Origin of the sequence: Ruegeria sp. B32, assembly GCF_025141855.1 — a bacterium.
In the GTDB taxonomy this organism is placed as follows: domain Bacteria; phylum Pseudomonadota; class Alphaproteobacteria; order Rhodobacterales; family Rhodobacteraceae; genus Ruegeria; species Ruegeria arenilitoris.
Window position 1 is genome coordinate 286,761 of the sequence record NZ_CP081106.1, and the last position, 18,875, is coordinate 305,635.

Here is an 18,875-nt window from a genome sequence, read left to right on the forward strand (position 1 = left end):
TGGCGGAATGGATGCAATGGGAGGGGATTTGGTGGAGCCTAGGGGAGTCGAACCCCTGACCTCTTGCATGCCATGCAAGCGCTCTCCCAACTGAGCTAAGGCCCCTTTCCGGTACCGCCTGTGCGGTGGACGGACGTTTATGAAACGACGTGCGCGAGTGCAAGACCAAAAAATCGGATTCGGTGAAAAAAGATGCGCGGCGCACGGGGCGCATCGGGGCGCGGGGCAGCCTGCGCCGCCCCGGCCGGATCACGAGTCTTCGTCTTCCGACGCGACGTCGGTGATGTCGTCCAACGAGACGTTGTCCTCGTCGTCGTCCTCAAGCAGATCGTCGTCCAGATCGACATCGACTGCGTCATCATCGTCCAGCAGTTCGTCATCGGACGAGGCTTCGCGCGCCTTGACCGACGCTGCATCTTCGGCGTCGGCTGCGATCATCCGGCTTTTGCCGGTTTCCAATTCCACGATCTCGCCGGTGTAGGGGCTGATGATCGGGTCCTTGTTCAGGTCGTAAAACCGTTTGCCAGTGGTCGGACAAACGCGCTTTACGCCCCATTCTTCCTTGGGCATGTCAATTCCCCTTGATATCAGGTGAGTCGTATTAACGATTCAGGTCACCTGCCACATGCGGCGGGTACTGTCAAAGCCTTTGCGCCAAGGAGATCGCACCATGGGGCGACATTCATTGCCCGGACAGCCTCCCGTTGCGCTGACCTTGCGCAAATCGGCGCGGGCACGCCGCATAAGCTTGCGGATTTCCCAGTTGGATGGCCGGGTTACGTTGACTTATCCGCAGGCTGTGTCCGAATCCGAGGCGATCGGCTTTGCGCGCTCAAAGGAGGACTGGATCCGCCAGCATCTGGGCGCGCGGCCCGTTCCGGCGTCGGTCGGCTTCGGGGAAACCCTGCCGGTCGAAGGTGTGCCAAGGCGAATCGTGCCGGCGGAGGGGCGCCGGGTCAGTTTGCACGCCGATCAGGTTGCGGTGCCCGAAGGGGCCGAAGCGCGGCGCCTCGCCCGCTTTTTGAAAGAGCTGGCGCGTGATCGCTTGACCGAAGCCTGCGACGACTATGCGGCCATGCTGGGGCGGGGCTACTCCAGTCTGACGATGCGCGATACACGGTCGCGGTGGGGGTCGTGCAGTGTAGCGGGAGGGTTGATGTTTTCGTGGCGGCTGATTCTGGCGCCCCCCGAAATCCTGCACTATGTCGCGGCTCATGAGGTCGCGCATCTGGCCGAAATGAACCATTCGGCGGCGTTCTGGGCGCAGGTCGAGCGGCTGTTCGGCCCGTACAAAGCGGCCCGGCACTGGCTGCGCGACAATGGGGCCGAACTGCACCGCTACAGGTTCGATGCGCCCGCCGGTTGACCTCACGGGGATTTGTGATCACATGAGGGCATGTTGACCACCCGCAGCTCCGACTCCCAGATCGCGACCCATGATCAGGTATACCGCGCCCTGCGGTCTCGAATCATGCATGGGGAAATTCCACCCGGTCAGGCGCTGACGTTGCGCGGCATCGGCAAGGAGTTCGGTGTGTCCATGACGCCGGCGCGCGAAGCCGTTCGCCGTCTGGCCGCCGAAGGGGCGCTGTTTCTGTCCAACTCGGGTCGGGTTTCCACGCCCGAACTCAGCAACGACCGGATTGAAGAATTGGCCGCGCTGCGGGCCCTGCTCGAGGTCGAGCTGGCCAGCCGTGCGCTGCCTCGGGCGCATATGGCTCTGATCGACCGGTTGCAGAGCATCAACATGACCGTGGCCGAAATGGTGACCAAGCGCGATGCGGTCGGCTACATCCGCACGAACCTCGAGTTTCACCGCACGCTTTATCTGCGGGCGCAGGCTCCGGCCATGCTTGCGATGGCCGAAACCGTCTGGCTGCAGCTTGGTCCGACCATGCGTGCTCTTTATGGCCGCCTGCGACGGACCGAGCCGCCGCATTACCACAAGCTGATCATCGCCGCTCTGAAGGCGGGGGACGAACCGGGTTTGCGGTTGGCGGTGCGATCGGATGTGACCCAGGGTCTGCGCCTGCTGGTCAGCTGAGCGGGCCTTTGCTCAAAGTGTGAAATCCAAACGGGCGGCGGTTGCGAAGCTGGCCTCAAGGCATTTGCTGCGCTACGCTGCTGCCAACAACAAACAAGAGCAGATTTCAGCCATGATCAATCGACGGACATTCTCACTGGGCCTCGGTGCAGGTTTTCTGAGCGCCTGCGCGGGCGGGTCCGCGCCAACCGGAACAACCGCGTCGCGAATGCGGGCAGTACCCAATGCCGGCTGGGATTCTTGGGTTGCAAGTTTCAAGGCGCGCGCGGCAGGGCAGGGTATTTCGCAAGCGACGATCGACCGGGCGTTTCAGGGGGCCGGTTACCTGCCAGATGTGATCGAACGCGACCGCAACCAGGTCGAGTTCAAGCGCTCGCTCGAAGACTATCTGGCCATCGCCGCGTCAGACGAGCGGATCAGTACCGGCAAGCAGATGCTGCAACGTCACAACGCGACCCTCACGCAGATCGAGTCGCGCTATGGCGTGGACAAAGAGGTCGTGGTGGCGGTCTGGGGGCTGGAAAGCCGCTATGGGCAGCGGCGGGGCGATGTGCCCGTGATTTCGGCCCTTTCCACGCTGGCCTATGACGGGCGTCGCGGGGCGTTCTTTGAAAGCCAGTTGATTGCGGCGTTGAAGATCCTTCAGAACGGTGACACGTCGCCGGCGAACATGACCGGCAGCTGGGCCGGTGCCATGGGGCATACGCAATTCATCCCGACCTCGTATCTGGCCTACGCCGTGGATTTCACCGGAGACGGCCGACGCGACATCTGGTCCGACGATCCGACAGACTCGTTGGCTTCGACAGCCGCCTACCTGTCGCGAGCGGGTTGGGTGCGGGGCCAGCCCTGGGGGGGTGAGGTCGGATCTGCAGCGGCAAATTCGGGCACACCGGTAGCAATTCTGCAGCCGCAGAAACCCGGGCCGCGCATAGCGGTGTTCCGCAATTTCCAGGTGATCAAACGCTACAACAACTCGGACAGCTACGCGATCGGGGTCGGGCACCTGTCCGATCGGATCGCCGGTGGCGCACCCTTTCAGGCGTCATTCGGGCCCGACGAAACCGGCCTGACGCTGGAAGATCGCAAAGAGTTGCAGCGGCGTCTGACGGCTGCCGGGTATGATACGCAAGGCGCTGATGGGGTGATCGGCAAGAACACCACCGCGGCCATCACCGCGTATCAGCAAGCCAAGGGCCTGCCTGTTACGGGCGTGCCCTCGGTCAGTTTGTTGCGCTCATTGGGTGGTTGACGGATCAGGCCGCCAGTCCTTTGGATCCGAGGTCCAGGAACTTCTGACGCCGGTCCTTGATCAGCGCGGTGGCATCCCTGCCGTTCAGATCCTTCAGCATCTTGGCGATCGCCTTGCCCACGGATTCGATCGTGGCAGGGCGGTCGCGATGCGCGCCACCTTTGGGTTCGGGGATGATCAGGTCGCAGACGCCCAACTTTTGAAGGTCCTGCGCGGTCAGGCGCAGCGCCTCGGCGGCCTCGCGCATTTTTTCGGCATCTTTCCACAGGATCGACGCGCAGCCCTCGGGCGAAATAACAGAGTAGATCGAGTGCTCCAGCATCGCTACCCGGTTGGCCGTGGCAAAAGCCACCGCGCCGCCCGAGCCGCCTTCGCCGATGATGACAGACACCAGCGGCACACCGATTTTCAGACACATCTCGGTTGAACGGGCGATCGCTTCGGATTGCCCGCGTTCTTCGGCGCCCTTGCCCGGATACGCGCCGGCAGTATCCACCAAGGTGATCACCGGCAGACCAAACCGACCAGCCATTTCCATAAGGCGCACGGCTTTGCGATAGCCTTCGGGGCGGGCCATGCCGAAGTTGCGCTCGATCCGCGATTTGGTGTCCGAGCCTTTTTCATGGCCGATCACCATCACCGGCTGATCATTGAACCGTGCCAGGCCGCCGATGACCGCCAGATCGTCGGCAAAATTTCGGTCGCCAGCCAGCGGGGTGAATTCGGTGAACAGGGCCTCGACATAATCCTTGCAGTGCGGACGTTGGGGATGGCGGGCTACCTGGCATTTTCGCCAGGGCGTAAGGTCCTTGTACAACTCGTCCAGCAGCTTGGCCGCCTTGGCGTCCAGCGCGGCGGCTTCGTCCGCTACGTCCATCTCTTCGTTGGCGCGGGCCAGGGCGCGCAGCTCTTCGGCTTTGCCTTCAATCTCGGCCAGCGGTTTTTCGAAATCCAGATACTGGGTCATGACGCCTCTCAACGCGAAAGTTCTCCGCTATATGACCCGAGGTCGCCCCGGATGCAACTCGGCACCGCATGTCGGGGTACGTTTCCTCGCGCGTGGCGAAAAGGTACGCGGTCAGGCGACCTCAGTCTGGCCACAGCACCGGGTACAAGGAAATCACCAGAAGAACCGCCATCGACCAGTTGAACACGGTCAGCCGTCGTCGGTTGGTCAGCACGCGCGCCATCTGCTGGCCCAGAACCGTCCAGGTGCTGACAGATGGCAGATTCACGCAGCCGAATACAATGGCAACCAGCGCAATGGCTTGCAGGGTCTGGCCCGGGGCATAGGCGGTCGTCGCCGTCAGCGCCATGGCCCAGGCTTTGGGGTTCACCCATTGAAACGCTGCCGCCTGCAGAAACGTCATGGGCCGTCCGACGTGCCTCGGGCCCTTGGCAGGAGCCGCATTGGCAATTCGCCACGCGAGGAATAGCAGATAGGCCACCGACGCGATTTTGAGGATCACGTGGCTGATGGGGTAGGCTTCGAACACCTGCACCAATCCTGCGCCGACCAACAAAACCATCAGCATGAAACCCAGGCCGATACCCAGCATATGGGGGATTGTCCGCCGGAACCCGAAGTTCGCCCCTGAGGCCATCAACATCAGATTGTTCGGCCCTGGTGTGATGGACGAGACAAAGGCAAACGCGACCAGCGCAAGTAGGATGTCGTAAGTCATGGCGCAAAGATCGCCCAGGTTTGGTCAAATGAAATTGCGATTTCGTTCTCGATTACATAAAGCTTGCAACAAATGGCGAATATTGACCTAAAGAATCAGCAAATATTGCAAGAGCTGGCCCGAAATGGCCGGATCAGCAACCTTGAACTGGCGGACCGCGTAGGGCTTTCGCCGTCAGCCTGTCTACGCCGGGTGCAAGAGCTTGAGCGGTCCGGCGTCATCAGCGGGTATCGCGCCGTTTTGAACCCTGCGGCGATGGGCGTCGGTTTTGTCGCCTATATCGGCGTCGGACTGGGTGAGCATACAAAGGCCGCTCAGGAAGGTTTTGAAAAAGCGGTGCAATTGGCGCCCGAAGTGGTCGAATGCCACAACATCACCGGTACGATCGAATACTTGCTGCGGGTGGAGTGCGCTGACCTGTCGACCTACAAGACCTTCCATACCGACGTATTGGGCACGTTGCCCCATGTCACCTCGATCACGTCCTACGTGGTCATGGGATCCCCGAAAGACCTGAGGTCCTGAGCTTGAGCCCACTGTCGCTAGGACCTTGCAGGCATCTGTGTCCCGGAATATCGTCGGCCTGAAAGCGCCAGAAATTCGGCATCAGATCGAACAGGGCGCGATGTCAGGGAGACACGATCATGAGTTTTGTTCGGACAGGCGTATTGGCGGCCGTGGTGGCGATGGTCGCCGGTGCCGCATTTGCCGCGCCTTTGAAATTGCAGCCCGCCAACCCGCAGCCCAATCCCAAGGCGGGGTTGAACGTGAAATATGTGGGGCAGGGTACTCAGAGAAAGATCCGCGATCTGAGCCAGGCCAAAAGCGTGTTGTCCAAGGCCAAGCCGGGCAAGCCACTGCGCGGGCTGGACTACGCCGACACCAACAAGGGCGAGCCGGTTTTGACATTCACGGACCCCTACAATGTTGCCGCTGAAATCACCGGGTACATGCGCTTTGATTCTCCGGGCATTTACGAGCTTGAAACATGGTCCAATGACGGGCTCGAGGCCTATGTCGGTGGCCAGCAGATCGGCCGTGTCACCGGGATCCAGGGGTGTGAAGCCAACCAGCGCACCGAGGTCGAAGTTCCAAAGGCGGGCTGGTACCCTCTGAAGATCATCTATTTCCAGAAGCTGGGAACGTCTTGCCTGATGATGAAATCCGGCAAGCAGGGTGAAAAGTTTACTTGGACACCAAACAACGTGTTCGGCCGCTGAGGCCAACCGAAGTCAGGAAAAGGCGCACAAAACGAGCGCCTTTTCTCATAATTCCCCATCAGCCGTTCGCGGCGATCAGTTCGGCCTGCGCCACGATCACCTCGGCCTGCTTGATCGAGGCGATGTCGACCAACCGCCCCTTGTAGACGGTGGCGCCTTCGCCATTGGCCTTGGCTTGCTCCATCGCGGCAAGGATTTCGCGCGCTTCGGCCACCGCCTCGCCCGACGGGGTGAAGACCTGATTGGCCAGCGCGATCTGCCTGGGGTGGATCGCCCATTTGCCGACCATGCCCAGCGTCGCCGAGCGGCGCGCCTGCGCGATATAGCCTTCGTCGTCCGAGAAGTCGCCGAACGGCCCGTCGACCGGCAGCACCCCATGGGTGCGGCAGGCGGCCACGATGGCAGCCTGTGCCCAGTGCCACGGGTCCGACCAGTATTTCTGGCCCTCGCGCAGCATGTAGTAGTTTTCCTGCGTGCCGCCGATTCCCGTGGTCTGCATCCCCATCGAGGCGGCGAAATCGGCCGCGCCCAGGCTCATGGCCTGCAGGCGTGGGGAGGAGGCCGCGATTTCCTCGACATGGGCGATACCGGCGGCGGATTCGATGATGACTTCAAAGCTGATGGGCTTGGTGCGGCCCTTCGCGCGTTCGATCGCAGTGACCAAGGCGTCAACCGCATAGACATCCTCGGCGCAGCCCACCTTGGGGATCATGATCTGATCCAGCCGGTCGCTGGCCTGTTCCAGCAGGTCAACGACATCGCGGTACCAATAGGGCGTATCCAGCCCGTTGATGCGCACCGACATGTACTTGTTTCCCCAGTCCACGGTGTTCAGCGCCTCGATCACATTGGCGCGGGCGGTGTCCTTGTCGGACGGGGCCACCGAATCTTCGAGGTCGAGGTTGATCACGTCCGCGGCCGAGGCGGCCATCTTGGGGAACAGCTTGGTGTTGGAACCGGGGCCGAACAGCTGACAGCGGTTTGGTCGCGCCGGGGCGGCGGGTTGGATACGAAAGCTCATCGGCACCTCGTTGGGTAATGAAATTGCGATTTCAGTTGGCAATTGGGTATTAAATTGCGCGACCCTGCGCAAGCCTGATTGTGCAACTGCGGCAATGCTGTTGCAGAAAGCTGTGCGCAACCCCCGGAATGCGGCGGTCAAAGTTTCATCGTTTTGAAAATTTCGAAGCTTTTTGCGCCGTTCGGGGAAATCTTGCAAAATTCTCCGGCCGAGGTGCGGGAGGTCGGAGGAAAACGAGAAACGCTCGTTGACGGCCTTCAATAGGTTGGGGCGGAAGAAAAGGAGAGCGCGCGATGATCGAGACACCGTATCTGCTGTTTTTGGGTGATGCCCCCGACCAACTGGCCGCCAAGGTCGCGATCGGCATTCGGGACTGGCGCCCGGAAAACGCCGTGGGTCAGCTGCGGATGGAGGGCTGCAAGGCCGATCTGGGCCTGACCGACATGACCCTGGCCGAAGGCAAGGCCGCCGGCGCCAAGACGCTGGTCATCGGTGTCGCGAACCGCGGTGGCGTCATCAGCCAGGCTTGGAAAGAGGTCCTGATCGCCGCGCTGGAAATGGGCTATGACCTGGCCTCGGGCCTGCACAACCTGCTGCGCGACGAAGGCGATCTGGTCGCCGCCGCCCAGACCCATGGCTGCACGCTGCATGACGTTCGCGTGCCCACGGTGGGCTATCCGATCGCCAACGGCCGCAAGCGCAGCGGCAAGCGCTGTCTGGCGGTGGGCACCGATTGTTCGGCGGGCAAGATGTACACGGCCATGTCGATGGATGCCGAGATGCGCAAGCGCGGCATGAAATCGACCTTCCGCGCCACCGGTCAGACCGGCATTCTGATCACCGGGCAGGGCGTTCCGCTTGATGCCGTGGTGGCCGATTTCATGGCCGGTTCCGTCGAATACCTGACGCCCGAGAACGATCCCGATCACTGGGACCACATCGAGGGGCAGGGCTCGCTGTTCCACGTCTCGTATTCCGGCGTGACCATGGCGCTGATTCATGGCGGTCAGCCGGATGCTCTGGTCCTGTGCCACGAGCCGACCCGCACCCACATGCGCGGTCTGCCGGAATATTCTCTGCCGACGCTGGAGCAGTTGCGCGACACGGCCCTGCCTTTGGCGCGCGTGGCGAACCCCGCCTGCCAGGTCGCGGGTGTGTCGATCAACACCCAGCACTTGAGCGAGGAGGACGCGAAAGCCTACATCGCCAAGGTCGAGGCCGAGATGGGCCTGCCGGCGACCGATCCGTACCGGTTCGGCGCGGGCAAGCTGGTGGACGCGCTGGCCGCGATGTGATCCAACCGAGGCGCCGATGGCGGGGAAACCTGCCACCGGCGCTGGAAACTGCAAAGACAAAGGAGGGCGCGCGTGCAGATCGACGTCTCTCGTGATGTGTTCCGGCTGGCGCAGGTGTTCACCATCTCGCGCGGGTCGCGGACCGAGGCAAAGGTATTGACGGTGCGCCTGACGGATGGGGCGCATCAGGGCTGGGGCGAATGTGTGCCTTATGCCCGGTATGACGAAACGCTGGACTCGGTCGAGGCCGAGATCCGCGGTTTGCCCAACACGTTCACGCGCCAGTCGCTGATGGATCTGCTGCCCGCCGGGGCCGCGCGCAATGCGGTGGATTGCGCCCTGTGGGACCTTGAGGCCAAGCGGGCGGGCAAGCGCGCCTGGGAACTGGCCGGCCTGCCCGCGCCCAAGCCCGAGATCACGGCCTATACCTTGTCGCTGGATACGCCCGACGCCATGCGGGTGCAGGCGGCGAAGAACGCGCATCGTCCGCTGTTGAAGATCAAGCTGGGCACGCCCGACGACATGCCGCGGCTCGAGGCTGTGCGAGCCGGGGCACCGGATGCAAAGATCATCGTGGATGCCAACGAGGGCTGGTCGGCCGAGGTCTATGCCGATCTGGCGCCGCATCTGGTGCGGTTGGGCGTCGCGTTGGTCGAACAACCGCTGCCCGCCGGCGATGACGAGGCGCTGATCGGACTCGATCGCCCGGTGCCGGTCTGCGCCGACGAGAGCTGCCACGATCGCGCCAGCCTGCCCGGATTGAAGGGCAAATATGACGTGATCAACATCAAGCTGGACAAGACCGGCGGTCTGACCGAGGCGCTGGAACTGCGCCGCGGGGCGCAGGCCGAGGGCTATGGCATCATGGTGGGTTGCATGGTCGGCAGCTCTTTGGCGATGGCGCCTGCGACACTGGTGGCGCAGGGCGCGCTGGTGACGGACCTTGACGGCCCGCTTCTGTTGGCCGAAGACCGCGACACCCCGCTGGTTTTCGACGCGGCCGGAGTACACCCGCCGCAGGCGGCGCTCTGGGGGTGACGCGCTGAGGCGAGGAATGGGCGCAGCCCAAGGACGAGAAGGATATGACATGACCCGCACCGTTTACGTGAACGGCGAATACCTGCCCGAGACCGAAGCCAAGGTCTCGATCTTCGACCGAGGCTTTCTGATGGCGGATGCCGTCTATGAGGTGACCAGCGTGCTGGACGGCAAGCTGATCGACTTCGAAGGGCACGCGGTGCGCCTGAAGCGGTCGCTGGACGAATTGCAGATGGCCGAGCCCTGCAGTAAGGACGAGCTGCTCGAAATCCACCGCAAGCTGGTCGAGCTGAACAGCATCACTGAGGGGCTGGTCTATCTGCAGGTCACCCGCGGCAGCGACGGCGACCGCGATTTCGTCTTCCCCTCGGCTGACACCAAACCGACGCTGGTTCTGTTCACCCAGAACAAGCCCGGGCTGGCGGATAACCCGGCGGCGAAGAAAGGGGCCAAGATCATCTCGATCGAGGATATCCGCTGGGGCCGCCGCGACATCAAGACGGTGCAACTGTTGTACCCGTCTATGGGCAAGATGATGGCCAAGGCCGCAGGGTGCGATGATGCCTGGATGATCGAAGACGGGTACGTGACCGAGGGCACCAGCAACAACGCCTATATCGTCAAGAACGGCAAGATCGTTACCCGCCCGCTGTCAAACGACATTCTGCACGGGATCACCCGCAAGGCCGTGCTGCGCATGGCGACCGAGGCGCAGATGGAAGTCGAGGAGCGCCTGTTCACGATCGACGAAGCAAAAGAGGCCGACGAGGCCTTCACCACCTCGGCCAGCGCTTTCGTGATGCCGGTGGTCGAGATCGACGGCGTAGCGCTGGGCGACGGCACGCCGGGCCCGATCGCCACGCGTCTGCGCGAGATCTATCTGGACGAAAGCCTGAAGGCAGCGATTTGAATGCAAAGGCCCGCCGATCTGGCGGGCCTTTTCGTTATGGTGTCAGTCTTTTTTGCCCACGTTCTCTTCGAACGCGACCTTGAAGGCGGCCTGTTTTTCGGGGCTGGCCTCGGTCTGGTATTTGGACTTCCACTCATCCATGGTCATGCCATAGAAAATTTCGCGGGCTTCGTCCTTGCCCATTTCAATGCCTTTTTCATTGGCCGCCTCTTGATACCACCGTGCCAGGCAGTTTCGGCAGAACCCGGCCAAGTTCATCATGTCAATGTTCTGAACGTCGGTGCGGTCCTGCATCAGGTGTTTCTGCAGACGGCGGAAAGCGGCGGCCTGAAGTTCGATCTCGGTCTGGGGGTCCATGGTCGGGCTCCGGTTTGAAGGGATTTGATCCAGACCTAGCAAGCCCGAGGCCATTGCACAACGCGCGCCGGTTCAGACCAGCTTGAGGGCAATCCAAGGCATCAGGCAGAAGATCAGGGTCAGGATCTTGTAGTTGGCAAGATACTTGAAATAGGCCTTTCTGACCTCGGCCTTTTCCATCTGGAACATGCGGCCGTGAATGGCGGCGATGCGGTCCTGCAGGGCCACCACCATCAGGGTCGACAGCAGCAGGACCGCAAAGTTCACAACGGTCATCCAGCCGAAAAAGGCTGTCAGGGTTTCAGGTGTCATGACGGCCTCCTTTCATCCCAGAGAATGGGGGCCGCCCGCGCGCCGCGCAAGAGCACGGGCGTCGTTTGGTCGCGGATATTTCCAGCGTTACAGCCCGCTTGCGGCAAGCGCATCCTGCAGGATCGGCGCCAGGCGCTCGGCCCAGGCGCGTTGCCCGGCATGATCGGCGATCAGGTCGTTGCGCAGCTCGATCAGTGCGTTGGGGCGGCCAAAAGCGGTGGCGTGCCGGTCGATCGCATCCCCCGGCAACACGCCGGTGTAGGGTTCGTTGACGCCGACGCACAGATCCTCCTCGGCCCGAAGCCGGTCGATCAGCGGGGCCGAGAACCGCTCGTCTGCGGTGTGCAAGATACCGACATGCCAGGGGCGCGGCGGGCGGCCCCGCAACTGGCGCGTGAAGGAATGCATCGAAACGATAACAGCGTGGGGCAGCGCGGCCATCTTGGCCAGCGCCTCGTGATAGGGGCGATAGCACAGGTTCAGGCGCCGTTCGCGTTCGGCGGCGTCGGCGTGACGGTTGGCTGGAATGATCGACCCGTCATACAGTTTCATCAGCAGCGTCGGGTCGTCCTCGCCCCGGTTAGGGTCGATCACCAGCCGCGAGAAATTGGCCGCGATCACCGGCGCGTTCAGGATCTCGCCCAGATGTTTCGACACCTCGTAGGCGCCTACGTCATAGGCGATGTGGCGCTCCATGTCTTCACGCGGGAGGCCCAGATCGCCGCCGTTGATCTGCGGCGGGACGGTGTTGGTGGCATGGTCGCACGTGATCAGCCAGCGGGACGGGCGATCCGCCCCGTGCACGTAAAACGGAGTGTATGTCATGAGCCTGTCATCTAGTTTGCCGCAGGTGTAGGACAGTTGCCTCGGAAAGGGAATTGCGCAATAAGCAAACCGACCATTGTTTGCGGTAACATTCGACCATCAAGGAGAGCAAGATCGATGCGACGCCTGAGAAATGTGAAAATCGTGGCGACGCTGGGCCCGGCGTCCAACGACTATGATATGATCCGTGCTCTGCACGAGGCCGGCGCCGATGTTTTCCGCCTGAACATGAGCCATGGCAGCCACGACGAAATCCGTGAACGCCACCGGATCATTCGTCAGATCGAAAAGGATCTCGACAGTCCGATCGCCATTCTGGCTGACCTTCAGGGCCCGAAACTGCGGGTCGGTGTGTTTGCGAATGATGCAGAAGAGTTGGTCGAAGGTGCCGCGTTCCGTCTGGATCTGGACGAAACTCCGGGCGATGTCAGCCGGGTCTGCCTGCCGCATCCCGAGATTTTTCAGGCGTTGGAAGCGGGGGCGCATCTGCTGGTCAACGACGGCAAGATCCGGCTTGTGGTTGAGAAATGCGGCCCCGATTTCGCGGATTGCAAAGTTGAAATCGGCGGAACCATCTCGAACCGCAAGGGTGTGAACGTGCCGGACGTGGTGCTGCCGCTGGCAGCCCTGTCCGAAAAGGACCGGGACGATCTGGAGTTCGTTTGCCAGCTGGGTGTCGACTGGCTTGCGCTGAGCTTCGTGCAGCGTGCCAAGGACGTCTACGAAGCGCGCGCCCTGGCCGATGGCCGTGCCGCCATCCTGTCCAAGATTGAAAAACCCGCCGCGGTCGAGGCGTTCGACGAAATTCTCGACGCATCGGACGGCATCATGGTCGCCCGTGGCGATCTGGGGGTCGAACTCCCGGTCTCGGCCGTGCCTCCGATTCAAAAGCGACTGGTCCGCAAGTGCCGCGCCGCCGCCAAGCCGGTGATCGTTGCCACCCAGATGCTGGAAAGCATGATCGAAAGCCCGATGCCCACCCGCGCCGAGGTGTCGGACGTCGCCACCGCCATCTATGAGGGAACCGACGCCATCATGCTGAGCGCCGAGTCGGCCGCGGGCTCGTATCCGATCGAGGCCGTTCAGACCATGAACAAGGTCGCGATCGAGGTTGAAGCCGACCCAACATACAAACAGATCATCGACGCCTCGCGCCAGACCAAGGGAACGACTGTTGCCGACGGCATCGTGGCCGCGGCCCGTGAAATTGCCGAAAAGACCGACATCAAGGCGATCTGCTGCTTTACCCAAAGCGGCACCACCGCGCTGCTCACCGCCCGCGAGCGTCCCGGTGTCCCGATCATCGCCATGACGTCGCTGCGGGGAACCGCGCGGCGTCTGTGCCTCAGCTGGGGCTGTCACTGCGTGATGACGCCCGAGCTCGAGCGGTTCAAAAGCGCCGTGGTCAATGCGGCGCGCGCCGCGCGTGCCAGCGGATTTGCCGGCGCCTCGGATCAGATCGTGGTGACCGCCGGTGTTCCGTTCAACGTGCCAGGCTCGACAAACATCCTGCGCGTCGCCCCCTGCGACGAGCGTCTGATCTACTCGACGGATCCCGAATAGGATCAGCCACCCGGTCCGCCGGGTCTTGCTTTGGCGCCGACAGGTTCTTTTACGGTTTCCATCACCGTGAAAGAGCTTGTCTGGTGTATCCCCGGAAGCTTGTTGATCTTGTCGCCCAAAACCGTTCGGAAATGCGCGATGTCGCGTGTCCGCACGGTCAGCATGTAGTCGAATGATCCGGCGACCATCAGGCAGGTTTCGATTTCAGGTACCCGTCGCACGGCCTCGTTGAAACGATCCAGCGAGTGTTCGGCTGTGGCCGTCAGCGAAACCTGCACCACCGTCAAGTGCCCCAGCCCCAGCCTCTCTTTGTCGATCACCGCGCTGTAGCCGGTGATGTACCCGCTCTTTTCCAGCCGTTTCACCCGCTCGGAACACGGCGTGTTGGTCAGGTTTACTCGGGCCGCCAGTTCGACTATTGGCAGGCGTCCATTGGCCTCAAGCTCGGCCAATATCCGTTGATCGATCTTATCCAAATCCCTGTCCATCAGGCAATTTCCCTGCGTTTTTGAGGTCTGGCGGCATATTTTCCTGAAAATAGACCGAAAAAATCTCCTTTTCCTAGTGATTTTTCCTGATACTTGACCGAAGGGCAGTCTTGTAAAACGAGTTCCAGGTTCCGGCTGCCCTGCCGGGGGCACGGGCCCCGGCCAAATCAACAAAAACGGAGGAACGAGATGACAACGAAAATTGTCATAGGACTGGACGGGACAGAGACCGGGGATCGCGCGGTCGGCTTTGCCAAGGATCTGGCAAGTCGGATTGGATCGTGTGAACTGCTGGTTGCCTATGTCATCGAATGGTCGCCCTATACTTTCCAAACTCCCGAGGAAAACGCCTTGCGGCACAAGCGGCGCGAAGAGGAGATCGCGCTTGCCACCAGCCGCGTGGTGGAACCCGCCGTCGAGGCCCTGAAGGCCGCAGGCTTCAGCGCCCGCGGTATTGTCCGCCATGGCGATGTGGCCGAAACGCTGAACGCGATCACGGTCGAAAACGGCGGATCGCAGATCGTCGTGGGACGATCCTCGGCTGACGGCATCAAAAAGCGAATCTTCGGCAGTTCGACCCAGAATTTGGTCATGCATGCCGACGTTCCGGTCACAGTCGTGAACTGACGGGAGGAGCAGACATGAAATCGATCAAAACCCTGGGCCTGTCCGGTGCGGCCGCGGCCCTGCTGGCCAACCCCGCATTTGCGCAGGAGGCCCCCGGTCTGGATGAAAAGATCAACCAGACCTTCGCGAATCTGACGGGCCCCTTCGTCAGCTTTATCTTCGCACCTTTTCCGGGGACGAGCTTTCCCTGGATCGTGATGTGGCTGGTCGTGGCCGCGACGGTGTTCACGCTGTATTTCGCCTTTGTGCAGATGCGGTTCTTCAGTCATGCGATCAGCTTGGTCAAAGGTGACTATTCCGACCCCAACGATGCGGGCGAGGTCAGTCACTTCCAGGCGCTGGCAACGGCCCTGTCCGGTACGGTCGGCCTGGGCAACATCGCGGGCGTCGCCGTAGCAGTCGGCATCGGCGGCCCCGGTGCGACCTTCTGGATGGTCCTCGCCGGCCTTCTGGGCATGGCTTCGAAATTCACCGAATGTACGCTGGGTGTGAAGTACCGCAACGAGTACGAAGACGGCACCGTTTCGGGCGGCCCGATGTACTACATGTCCAAGGGCTTTGCCGAGCTGGGTCTGCCCGGCGGCAAGATCCTGGCGGTCTTGTTCTCGATCTTCTGTATCCTTGGCGCGCTGGGCGGGGGCAACATGTTCCAAGCCAACCAGGCGCACCAGCAGATCGCGGGCATCGTCGGTGACTATCCCGGTTGGATCACCGGCCTGGTCTTCGCGGCCGTGGTGTTCATGGTCATCGTGGGCGGCCTGAAGTCGATCGCCCGCGTGACCGAGAAGGTCGTGCCGTTCATGGGCATCCTGTATGTCGCCACTGCTCTGGTCATCATCATCATGAACGCTGACATGATCGGCTGGGCCTTCGGTCAGATCTTCGCTGGTGCCTTCACCGGTCTGGGTGTCGCGGGCGGCATGGTCGGTGCTCTGATCCAAGGCTTCAAGCGCGCCGCATTCTCGAACGAGGCAGGCGTTGGCTCGGCGGCCATTGCACACTCGGCTGTCCGTACCAAAGAGCCGATCACCGAAGGCTTTGTTTCACTGCTCGAGCCGTTCATCGACACCGTGGTGATCTGCACCATGACCGCGCTGGTGATCATCATCACCCAGCAGCTGGTGATCGACCCGGCAACCGGCCTGTACGTGCTGAACGAAGCCGGCACGGCGATCGCAACCGTGGATGGCAACTCGGGCGTCAGCCTGACTTCGGCCGCCTTCGGCAGCGCCTTCAGCTGGTTCCCCTACATCCTGGCCATCGCGGTGATCCTGTTCGCCTTCTCGACGATGATCAGCTGGTCCTACTATGGCCTCAAGGCCTGGACCTACCTGTTCGGCGAGGGTCACACCAAGGAGCTGGCGTTCAAGCTGATCTTCTGCGTTTTCGTGGTGATCGGGGCTGCGGCCAACCTGGGTCCGGTCATCGACTTCTCGGACGCGGCGATCTTTGCCATGGCCGTGGTCAACGTCTTTGCGCTCTACTTCCTGATGAAAGTGGTGCGTCAGGAACTGGCCTCGTACAGCGCGCGACTGAAAAGCGGCGAAATCCGAAAGTTCGCCGACTGATGACACCAACCGGGGCGGCACCGCTGCCCCGGTTCCCGACCCCGGTGCAAAAAGCACCCGAACGGGTCAAAAACCCCTTGCCAGCATGACCGAACTTGCGTAAACGGCGCATCTGATCGCGCGACCGGCCGATGTGGCATGCCGAGTCGCGTTTCGTACCGAACCCTGAAAGGAGACGGAAATGCCCAAGATGAAGACCAAATCGAGCGCCAAGAAGCGCTTCAAGGTGACCGCGACCGGTAAGGTCATGTCGGCTCAGGCCGGCAAGCGGCACGGCATGATCAAGCGGACCAAGAAGTTCATCCGCGACGCCCGTGGCACCACCACCCTGTCCGCCCCCGACGCCAAGATCGTCAAGGGCTACATGCCCTACGACCGCTAAGAGGAGATATCGATATGTCCCGCGTTAAAGGTGGAACCGTAACTCACGCCCGTCACAAGAAGGTCATCAAGGCCGCCAAAGGTTACTATGGCCGCCGCAAGAACACCTTCAAGGTTGCCCGTCAGGCCGTCGACAAGGCCAACCAGTACGCAACCCGCGACCGCAAGAACCGCAAGCGCAACTTCCGCGCCCTGTGGATCCAGCGCATCAACGCCGCTGTTCGTTCGCATGACGAAGCTCTGACCTATTCCCGCTTCATCAACGGCCTGAACCTGGCCGGTATCGAAGTGGACCGCAAAGTCCTGGCCGATCTGGCCGTGCACGAACCGGAAGCGTTCGGCGCGATCGTCGCCAAGGCACAGGCCGCTCTGACCGCCTGATCCTCTTTCGAGAGACAGTGAAAGAAAGGCCGTCCCGTTCGGGGCGGCTTTTTTCTTTGGATCGACCAGATTGGATTTCGCATAAACCAAGTATGGGATTCCGTCATGGTCACTACACGCATTTGATGTAATCATCTACTGAGTTTCACTGATGAATTGAATGCGGAATACTGAAATGCCTATTTGCCAAAGACTTACACAAGCCCTTCTTGTCTTGACGGCAGTGGCGATTTGCCACCCGACAGTGGCAAGATCACAGGACACGATCACCGAACCTGACCTTCCTGACGTTTTGGTTGAAACCTTTGATGGCGACGACACGACGCTCATGCTGGGTGGGCAGATCGACTTTCAATCGGCCAAGCCGCCCTGGGCTGTTTATGTGGCCGATGAAAAATTCGTCATGGAGAACAGACAGGATGCGCGTAGCCTTCAGTTCAACGATGTGGCGTGGGTGAAGTTTCCCGGCTCGGATTCGTTGGAGAGCACGCAGGACATGGTAATCTCTGCCGTGGTGGACGGAGAGTTCAGCGGCAAAAGCGGTGTGGGCATTCTGGTTGGCAGCGGAAAGTCCGGGAAGTATGTGGCGTTCACTGTGGACGACAAAGGGCGCTATCACGTACTGCAAAAGGACGGTCGCCAATTGCGGCTGGTACACGCGGACAGACATGACGCGATACGTGTCGGCGCCCCGAACAAGCTGACCTTCCAGGTCCGTGGGGCGCATGTGGTTTTCTTTGCCAACGGGACCAAGGTCGTTCAAACGCTGTTCTCAAAGCGAACGTCCACGAACTCCAGCCAGGGCGCTCGTGCGGGGATAGGCCTGGCAGCCTTTGGAACTGGCCGTTTCGAATTTGATGAAGTCGAAATCAAAAGGGCGAACTGACGCACAAAAACGCAGGTTGCACGAACTGGAGCTGCTTGGTGGGGTGGTTTCTAGGGTACTTGCCCCTCTGGCCTCCTCATTCAGTAAACAGTGAAAGAAAGGCCGCGCTACAAGGGGCGGCTTTTTTTGATGCCTGAGTGCCTGCTTTTTTGCGCAGGCAGACAATTAGACCAAAAACCGCTAGGCTTGCACGTGCTGAATTGACCAACATTGGTTTTGCGAGTGCCATGCTTGAATTTGATGTAGCAACAACGCGTCTACTCGATAGCGTGTATCAAGGTGCCGATGTCACCCGGCGGCGGCGAGGGTCTTTTGACGCGTTGCGACCAGCCCCGGGTGATACCATTGCGGACGTTGGATGCGGCAACGGTCTTTTGACAGCAGAGCTCGCGCGGGCGGTTGGTCCGACCGGGCGTGTTTTGGGGATCGATCCAAGTGAGGCGATGCGGAGTTCCGCCAAAAACCGCTGCCATGAATATGACTGGGTCCAGATCATGGAGGGTGAGGCAGGCCAACTTCCGGTCGAGGATGCGTCACTCGACAAGGCGGTATCGGTTCAGGTTTACGAGTATTTAGACGACATTGCCGCCGCGGTGGCGGAGGCCCATCGCTGTCTCAGGACGGCTGGTCTGCTTGTCGTGGGCGACATCCATTTCGACAGTCTGGTTTGGTACAGTGATGATCCGGCAAGAATGGATCAGATGATAAAAGCCTGGGACGAGCACTTTGTCGGGAGAGACGTGCCCGCACGACTGCCACCGATATTGAGAGACGCGGGTTTCACTGTGGAAAGCATCACGCCGATCACGATTTGCGATAACGAACTCCGGCCAGATGGGCTGGCCAATATGATGATCACCCTGATGAAAAGGTTTGCCGAGTCCAACAAGCTCGTTCCGGATCAGGAAGCCAAGGAATGGGCGGATGAGCAGAGATCCTTGGCCGCGAGGGGCCGGTTTTTCTTTTCGCTAACTCATTTTGTCATCAGCGGGCGCAAATCCTAGACTTTGGTCTGGATGCGC

Annotated in this window: 23 protein-coding genes and 1 tRNA gene; 15 read left to right on the forward strand and 9 right to left on the reverse strand. The window is 61.1% G+C overall.

Going from position 1 to position 18,875, the window contains the following annotated elements; genetic code table 11:
- Nucleotides 1-29: 29 nt before the first annotated feature.
- Nucleotides 30-105 (reverse strand) — tRNA-Ala (locus K3752_RS01555).
- Between the two features lie 144 nt (nucleotides 106-249).
- Nucleotides 250-570: a TIGR02300 family protein gene (locus tag K3752_RS01560; protein WP_170342794.1), complete on the reverse strand. Its 321-nt coding sequence runs from the start codon at nucleotides 568-570 to the stop codon at nucleotides 250-252.
- A 100-nt stretch (nucleotides 571-670) separates the two neighbouring features.
- Here K3752_RS01560 and K3752_RS01565 point away from each other — a divergent pair, with 100 nt between their 5' ends.
- The 3 genes from K3752_RS01565 to K3752_RS01575 all read left to right on the forward strand — a co-directional run bounded on the left by K3752_RS01565 (nucleotide 671) and on the right by K3752_RS01575 (nucleotide 3,296).
- Nucleotides 671-1,366: a M48 family metallopeptidase gene (locus K3752_RS01565; protein WP_254437155.1), complete on the forward strand. Its 696-nt coding sequence runs from the start codon at nucleotides 671-673 to the stop codon at nucleotides 1,364-1,366.
- Between the two features lie 30 nt (nucleotides 1,367-1,396).
- A complete protein-coding gene (locus K3752_RS01570; protein ID WP_093965127.1) occupies nucleotides 1,397-2,044 on the forward strand; it encodes a GntR family transcriptional regulator in 648 nt (215 codons plus the stop codon).
- A 112-nt stretch (nucleotides 2,045-2,156) separates the two neighbouring features.
- A complete protein-coding gene (locus K3752_RS01575; protein WP_170361404.1) occupies nucleotides 2,157-3,296 on the forward strand; it encodes a lytic murein transglycosylase in 1,140 nt (379 codons plus the stop codon).
- Between the two features lie 4 nt (nucleotides 3,297-3,300).
- On the opposite strand, the gene K3752_RS01580 is transcribed toward K3752_RS01575, so the two are convergent.
- Together K3752_RS01580 and K3752_RS01585 are read right to left on the reverse strand one after the other, a co-directional pair.
- On the reverse strand, nucleotides 3,301-4,263 hold the full coding sequence (locus K3752_RS01580; protein ID WP_260064399.1) for an acetyl-CoA carboxylase carboxyltransferase subunit alpha: 963 nt from the start codon (nucleotides 4,261-4,263) through the stop codon (nucleotides 3,301-3,303).
- Between the two features lie 121 nt (nucleotides 4,264-4,384).
- On the reverse strand, nucleotides 4,385-4,981 hold the full coding sequence (locus K3752_RS01585; protein WP_260064401.1) for a LysE family translocator: 597 nt from the start codon (nucleotides 4,979-4,981) through the stop codon (nucleotides 4,385-4,387).
- A 72-nt stretch (nucleotides 4,982-5,053) separates the two neighbouring features.
- Here K3752_RS01585 and K3752_RS01590 point away from each other — a divergent pair, with 72 nt between their 5' ends.
- The gene (locus K3752_RS01590; RefSeq protein WP_260064403.1) at nucleotides 5,054-5,506 is read left to right on the forward strand and encodes an Lrp/AsnC family transcriptional regulator; all 453 of its coding nucleotides are present in this window, start codon (nucleotides 5,054-5,056) and stop codon (nucleotides 5,504-5,506) included.
- A gap of 119 nt (nucleotides 5,507-5,625) precedes the next feature.
- On the forward strand, nucleotides 5,626-6,201 hold the full coding sequence (locus K3752_RS01595) for a PA14 domain-containing protein (protein WP_260064412.1): 576 nt from the start codon (nucleotides 5,626-5,628) through the stop codon (nucleotides 6,199-6,201).
- Between the two features lie 58 nt (nucleotides 6,202-6,259).
- Here the strand turns inward: K3752_RS01595 and K3752_RS01600 are convergent, their stop codons facing one another.
- A complete protein-coding gene (locus K3752_RS01600; RefSeq protein WP_260064423.1) occupies nucleotides 6,260-7,222 on the reverse strand; it encodes an L-malyl-CoA/beta-methylmalyl-CoA lyase in 963 nt (320 codons plus the stop codon).
- A gap of 293 nt (nucleotides 7,223-7,515) precedes the next feature.
- Here K3752_RS01600 and dgcN point away from each other — a divergent pair, with 293 nt between their 5' ends.
- From dgcN to K3752_RS01615, 3 genes are all read left to right on the forward strand, one after another.
- Entirely contained in the window at nucleotides 7,516-8,517 is a 1,002-nt protein-coding gene (dgcN, locus tag K3752_RS01605) for an N-acetyltransferase DgcN (protein ID WP_170453004.1), read from the forward strand.
- 72 nt (nucleotides 8,518-8,589) lie between these two features.
- Nucleotides 8,590-9,555 carry an N-acetyl-D-Glu racemase DgcA gene (dgcA, locus tag K3752_RS01610; RefSeq protein ID WP_260064425.1) on the forward strand — a complete coding sequence of 322 codons (966 nt, stop codon included), beginning with the start codon at nucleotides 8,590-8,592 and terminating at the stop codon, nucleotides 9,553-9,555.
- A gap of 49 nt (nucleotides 9,556-9,604) precedes the next feature.
- The gene (locus K3752_RS01615; RefSeq protein ID WP_260064430.1) at nucleotides 9,605-10,465 is read left to right on the forward strand and encodes a D-amino-acid transaminase; all 861 of its coding nucleotides are present in this window, start codon (nucleotides 9,605-9,607) and stop codon (nucleotides 10,463-10,465) included.
- 42 nt (nucleotides 10,466-10,507) lie between these two features.
- On the opposite strand, the gene K3752_RS01620 is transcribed toward K3752_RS01615, so the two are convergent.
- The 3 genes from K3752_RS01620 to K3752_RS01630 form a co-directional block, all read right to left on the reverse strand.
- Entirely contained in the window at nucleotides 10,508-10,822 is a 315-nt protein-coding gene (locus K3752_RS01620; protein WP_149776299.1) for a DUF1244 domain-containing protein, read from the reverse strand.
- 72 nt (nucleotides 10,823-10,894) lie between these two features.
- Nucleotides 10,895-11,134: a DUF6868 family protein gene (locus K3752_RS01625; RefSeq protein ID WP_260064432.1), complete on the reverse strand. Its 240-nt coding sequence runs from the start codon at nucleotides 11,132-11,134 to the stop codon at nucleotides 10,895-10,897.
- 87 nt (nucleotides 11,135-11,221) lie between these two features.
- The gene (locus tag K3752_RS01630) at nucleotides 11,222-11,959 is read right to left on the reverse strand and encodes an N-formylglutamate amidohydrolase (protein WP_170366179.1); all 738 of its coding nucleotides are present in this window, start codon (nucleotides 11,957-11,959) and stop codon (nucleotides 11,222-11,224) included.
- A gap of 117 nt (nucleotides 11,960-12,076) precedes the next feature.
- Here K3752_RS01630 and pyk point away from each other — a divergent pair, with 117 nt between their 5' ends.
- The gene (gene pyk / locus K3752_RS01635; RefSeq protein WP_170361425.1) at nucleotides 12,077-13,522 is read left to right on the forward strand and encodes a pyruvate kinase; all 1,446 of its coding nucleotides are present in this window, start codon (nucleotides 12,077-12,079) and stop codon (nucleotides 13,520-13,522) included.
- 2 nt (nucleotides 13,523-13,524) lie between these two features.
- On the opposite strand, the gene K3752_RS01640 is transcribed toward pyk, so the two are convergent.
- The gene (locus tag K3752_RS01640; RefSeq protein WP_093965149.1) at nucleotides 13,525-14,010 is read right to left on the reverse strand and encodes an Lrp/AsnC family transcriptional regulator; all 486 of its coding nucleotides are present in this window, start codon (nucleotides 14,008-14,010) and stop codon (nucleotides 13,525-13,527) included.
- A gap of 189 nt (nucleotides 14,011-14,199) precedes the next feature.
- Between K3752_RS01640 and K3752_RS01645 the strand changes: the two genes are divergently transcribed.
- The 6 genes from K3752_RS01645 (at nucleotide 14,200) to K3752_RS01670 (ending at nucleotide 18,857) form a co-directional block, all read left to right on the forward strand.
- The gene (locus K3752_RS01645) at nucleotides 14,200-14,637 is read left to right on the forward strand and encodes a universal stress protein (RefSeq protein ID WP_093965150.1); all 438 of its coding nucleotides are present in this window, start codon (nucleotides 14,200-14,202) and stop codon (nucleotides 14,635-14,637) included.
- A gap of 14 nt (nucleotides 14,638-14,651) precedes the next feature.
- On the forward strand, nucleotides 14,652-16,205 hold the full coding sequence (locus K3752_RS01650) for a sodium:alanine symporter family protein (RefSeq protein WP_260064446.1): 1,554 nt from the start codon (nucleotides 14,652-14,654) through the stop codon (nucleotides 16,203-16,205).
- A gap of 181 nt (nucleotides 16,206-16,386) precedes the next feature.
- Entirely contained in the window at nucleotides 16,387-16,587 is a 201-nt protein-coding gene (gene rpmI, locus K3752_RS01655) for a 50S ribosomal protein L35 (RefSeq protein ID WP_039523697.1), read from the forward strand.
- Between the two features lie 14 nt (nucleotides 16,588-16,601).
- Nucleotides 16,602-16,967, forward strand: a complete 366-nt coding sequence (rplT, locus tag K3752_RS01660; RefSeq protein WP_170344760.1) for a 50S ribosomal protein L20 — start codon at nucleotides 16,602-16,604, stop codon at nucleotides 16,965-16,967.
- A gap of 244 nt (nucleotides 16,968-17,211) precedes the next feature.
- Nucleotides 17,212-17,853 carry a hypothetical protein gene (locus tag K3752_RS01665; RefSeq protein WP_170361428.1) on the forward strand — a complete coding sequence of 214 codons (642 nt, stop codon included), beginning with the start codon at nucleotides 17,212-17,214 and terminating at the stop codon, nucleotides 17,851-17,853.
- 200 nt (nucleotides 17,854-18,053) lie between these two features.
- A complete protein-coding gene (locus K3752_RS01670; RefSeq protein WP_260064449.1) occupies nucleotides 18,054-18,857 on the forward strand; it encodes a methyltransferase domain-containing protein in 804 nt (267 codons plus the stop codon).
- Nucleotides 18,858-18,875 lie beyond the last annotated feature (18 nt).

Bases quoted from the DNA above. Each gene is read 5' to 3' on its own strand.
- K3752_RS01560 (WP_170342794.1), bottom strand. From the start codon at position 570: ATGCCCAAGGAAGAATGGGGCGTAAAGCGCGTTTGTCCGACCACTGGC.
- K3752_RS01565 (WP_254437155.1), top strand. From the start codon at position 671: ATGGGGCGACATTCATTGCCCGGACAGCCTCCCGTTGCGCTGACCTTG.
- K3752_RS01570 (WP_093965127.1), top strand. From the start codon at position 1,397: ATGTTGACCACCCGCAGCTCCGACTCCCAGATCGCGACCCATGATCAG.
- K3752_RS01575 (WP_170361404.1), top strand. From the start codon at position 2,157: ATGATCAATCGACGGACATTCTCACTGGGCCTCGGTGCAGGTTTTCTG.
- K3752_RS01580 (WP_260064399.1), bottom strand. From the start codon at position 4,263: ATGACCCAGTATCTGGATTTCGAAAAACCGCTGGCCGAGATTGAAGGC.
- K3752_RS01585 (WP_260064401.1), bottom strand. From the start codon at position 4,981: ATGACTTACGACATCCTACTTGCGCTGGTCGCGTTTGCCTTTGTCTCG.
- K3752_RS01590 (WP_260064403.1), top strand. From the start codon at position 5,054: ATGGCGAATATTGACCTAAAGAATCAGCAAATATTGCAAGAGCTGGCC.
- K3752_RS01595 (WP_260064412.1), top strand. From the start codon at position 5,626: ATGAGTTTTGTTCGGACAGGCGTATTGGCGGCCGTGGTGGCGATGGTC.
- K3752_RS01600 (WP_260064423.1), bottom strand. From the start codon at position 7,222: ATGAGCTTTCGTATCCAACCCGCCGCCCCGGCGCGACCAAACCGCTGT.
- dgcN (WP_170453004.1), top strand. From the start codon at position 7,516: ATGATCGAGACACCGTATCTGCTGTTTTTGGGTGATGCCCCCGACCAA.
- K3752_RS01615 (WP_260064430.1), top strand. From the start codon at position 9,605: ATGACCCGCACCGTTTACGTGAACGGCGAATACCTGCCCGAGACCGAA.
- K3752_RS01620 (WP_149776299.1), bottom strand. From the start codon at position 10,822: ATGGACCCCCAGACCGAGATCGAACTTCAGGCCGCCGCTTTCCGCCGT.
- K3752_RS01625 (WP_260064432.1), bottom strand. From the start codon at position 11,134: ATGACACCTGAAACCCTGACAGCCTTTTTCGGCTGGATGACCGTTGTG.
- K3752_RS01630 (WP_170366179.1), bottom strand. From the start codon at position 11,959: ATGACATACACTCCGTTTTACGTGCACGGGGCGGATCGCCCGTCCCGC.
- pyk (WP_170361425.1), top strand. From the start codon at position 12,077: ATGCGACGCCTGAGAAATGTGAAAATCGTGGCGACGCTGGGCCCGGCG.
- K3752_RS01640 (WP_093965149.1), bottom strand. From the start codon at position 14,010: ATGGACAGGGATTTGGATAAGATCGATCAACGGATATTGGCCGAGCTT.
- K3752_RS01645 (WP_093965150.1), top strand. From the start codon at position 14,200: ATGACAACGAAAATTGTCATAGGACTGGACGGGACAGAGACCGGGGAT.
- K3752_RS01650 (WP_260064446.1), top strand. From the start codon at position 14,652: ATGAAATCGATCAAAACCCTGGGCCTGTCCGGTGCGGCCGCGGCCCTG.
- rpmI (WP_039523697.1), top strand. From the start codon at position 16,387: ATGCCCAAGATGAAGACCAAATCGAGCGCCAAGAAGCGCTTCAAGGTG.
- rplT (WP_170344760.1), top strand. From the start codon at position 16,602: ATGTCCCGCGTTAAAGGTGGAACCGTAACTCACGCCCGTCACAAGAAG.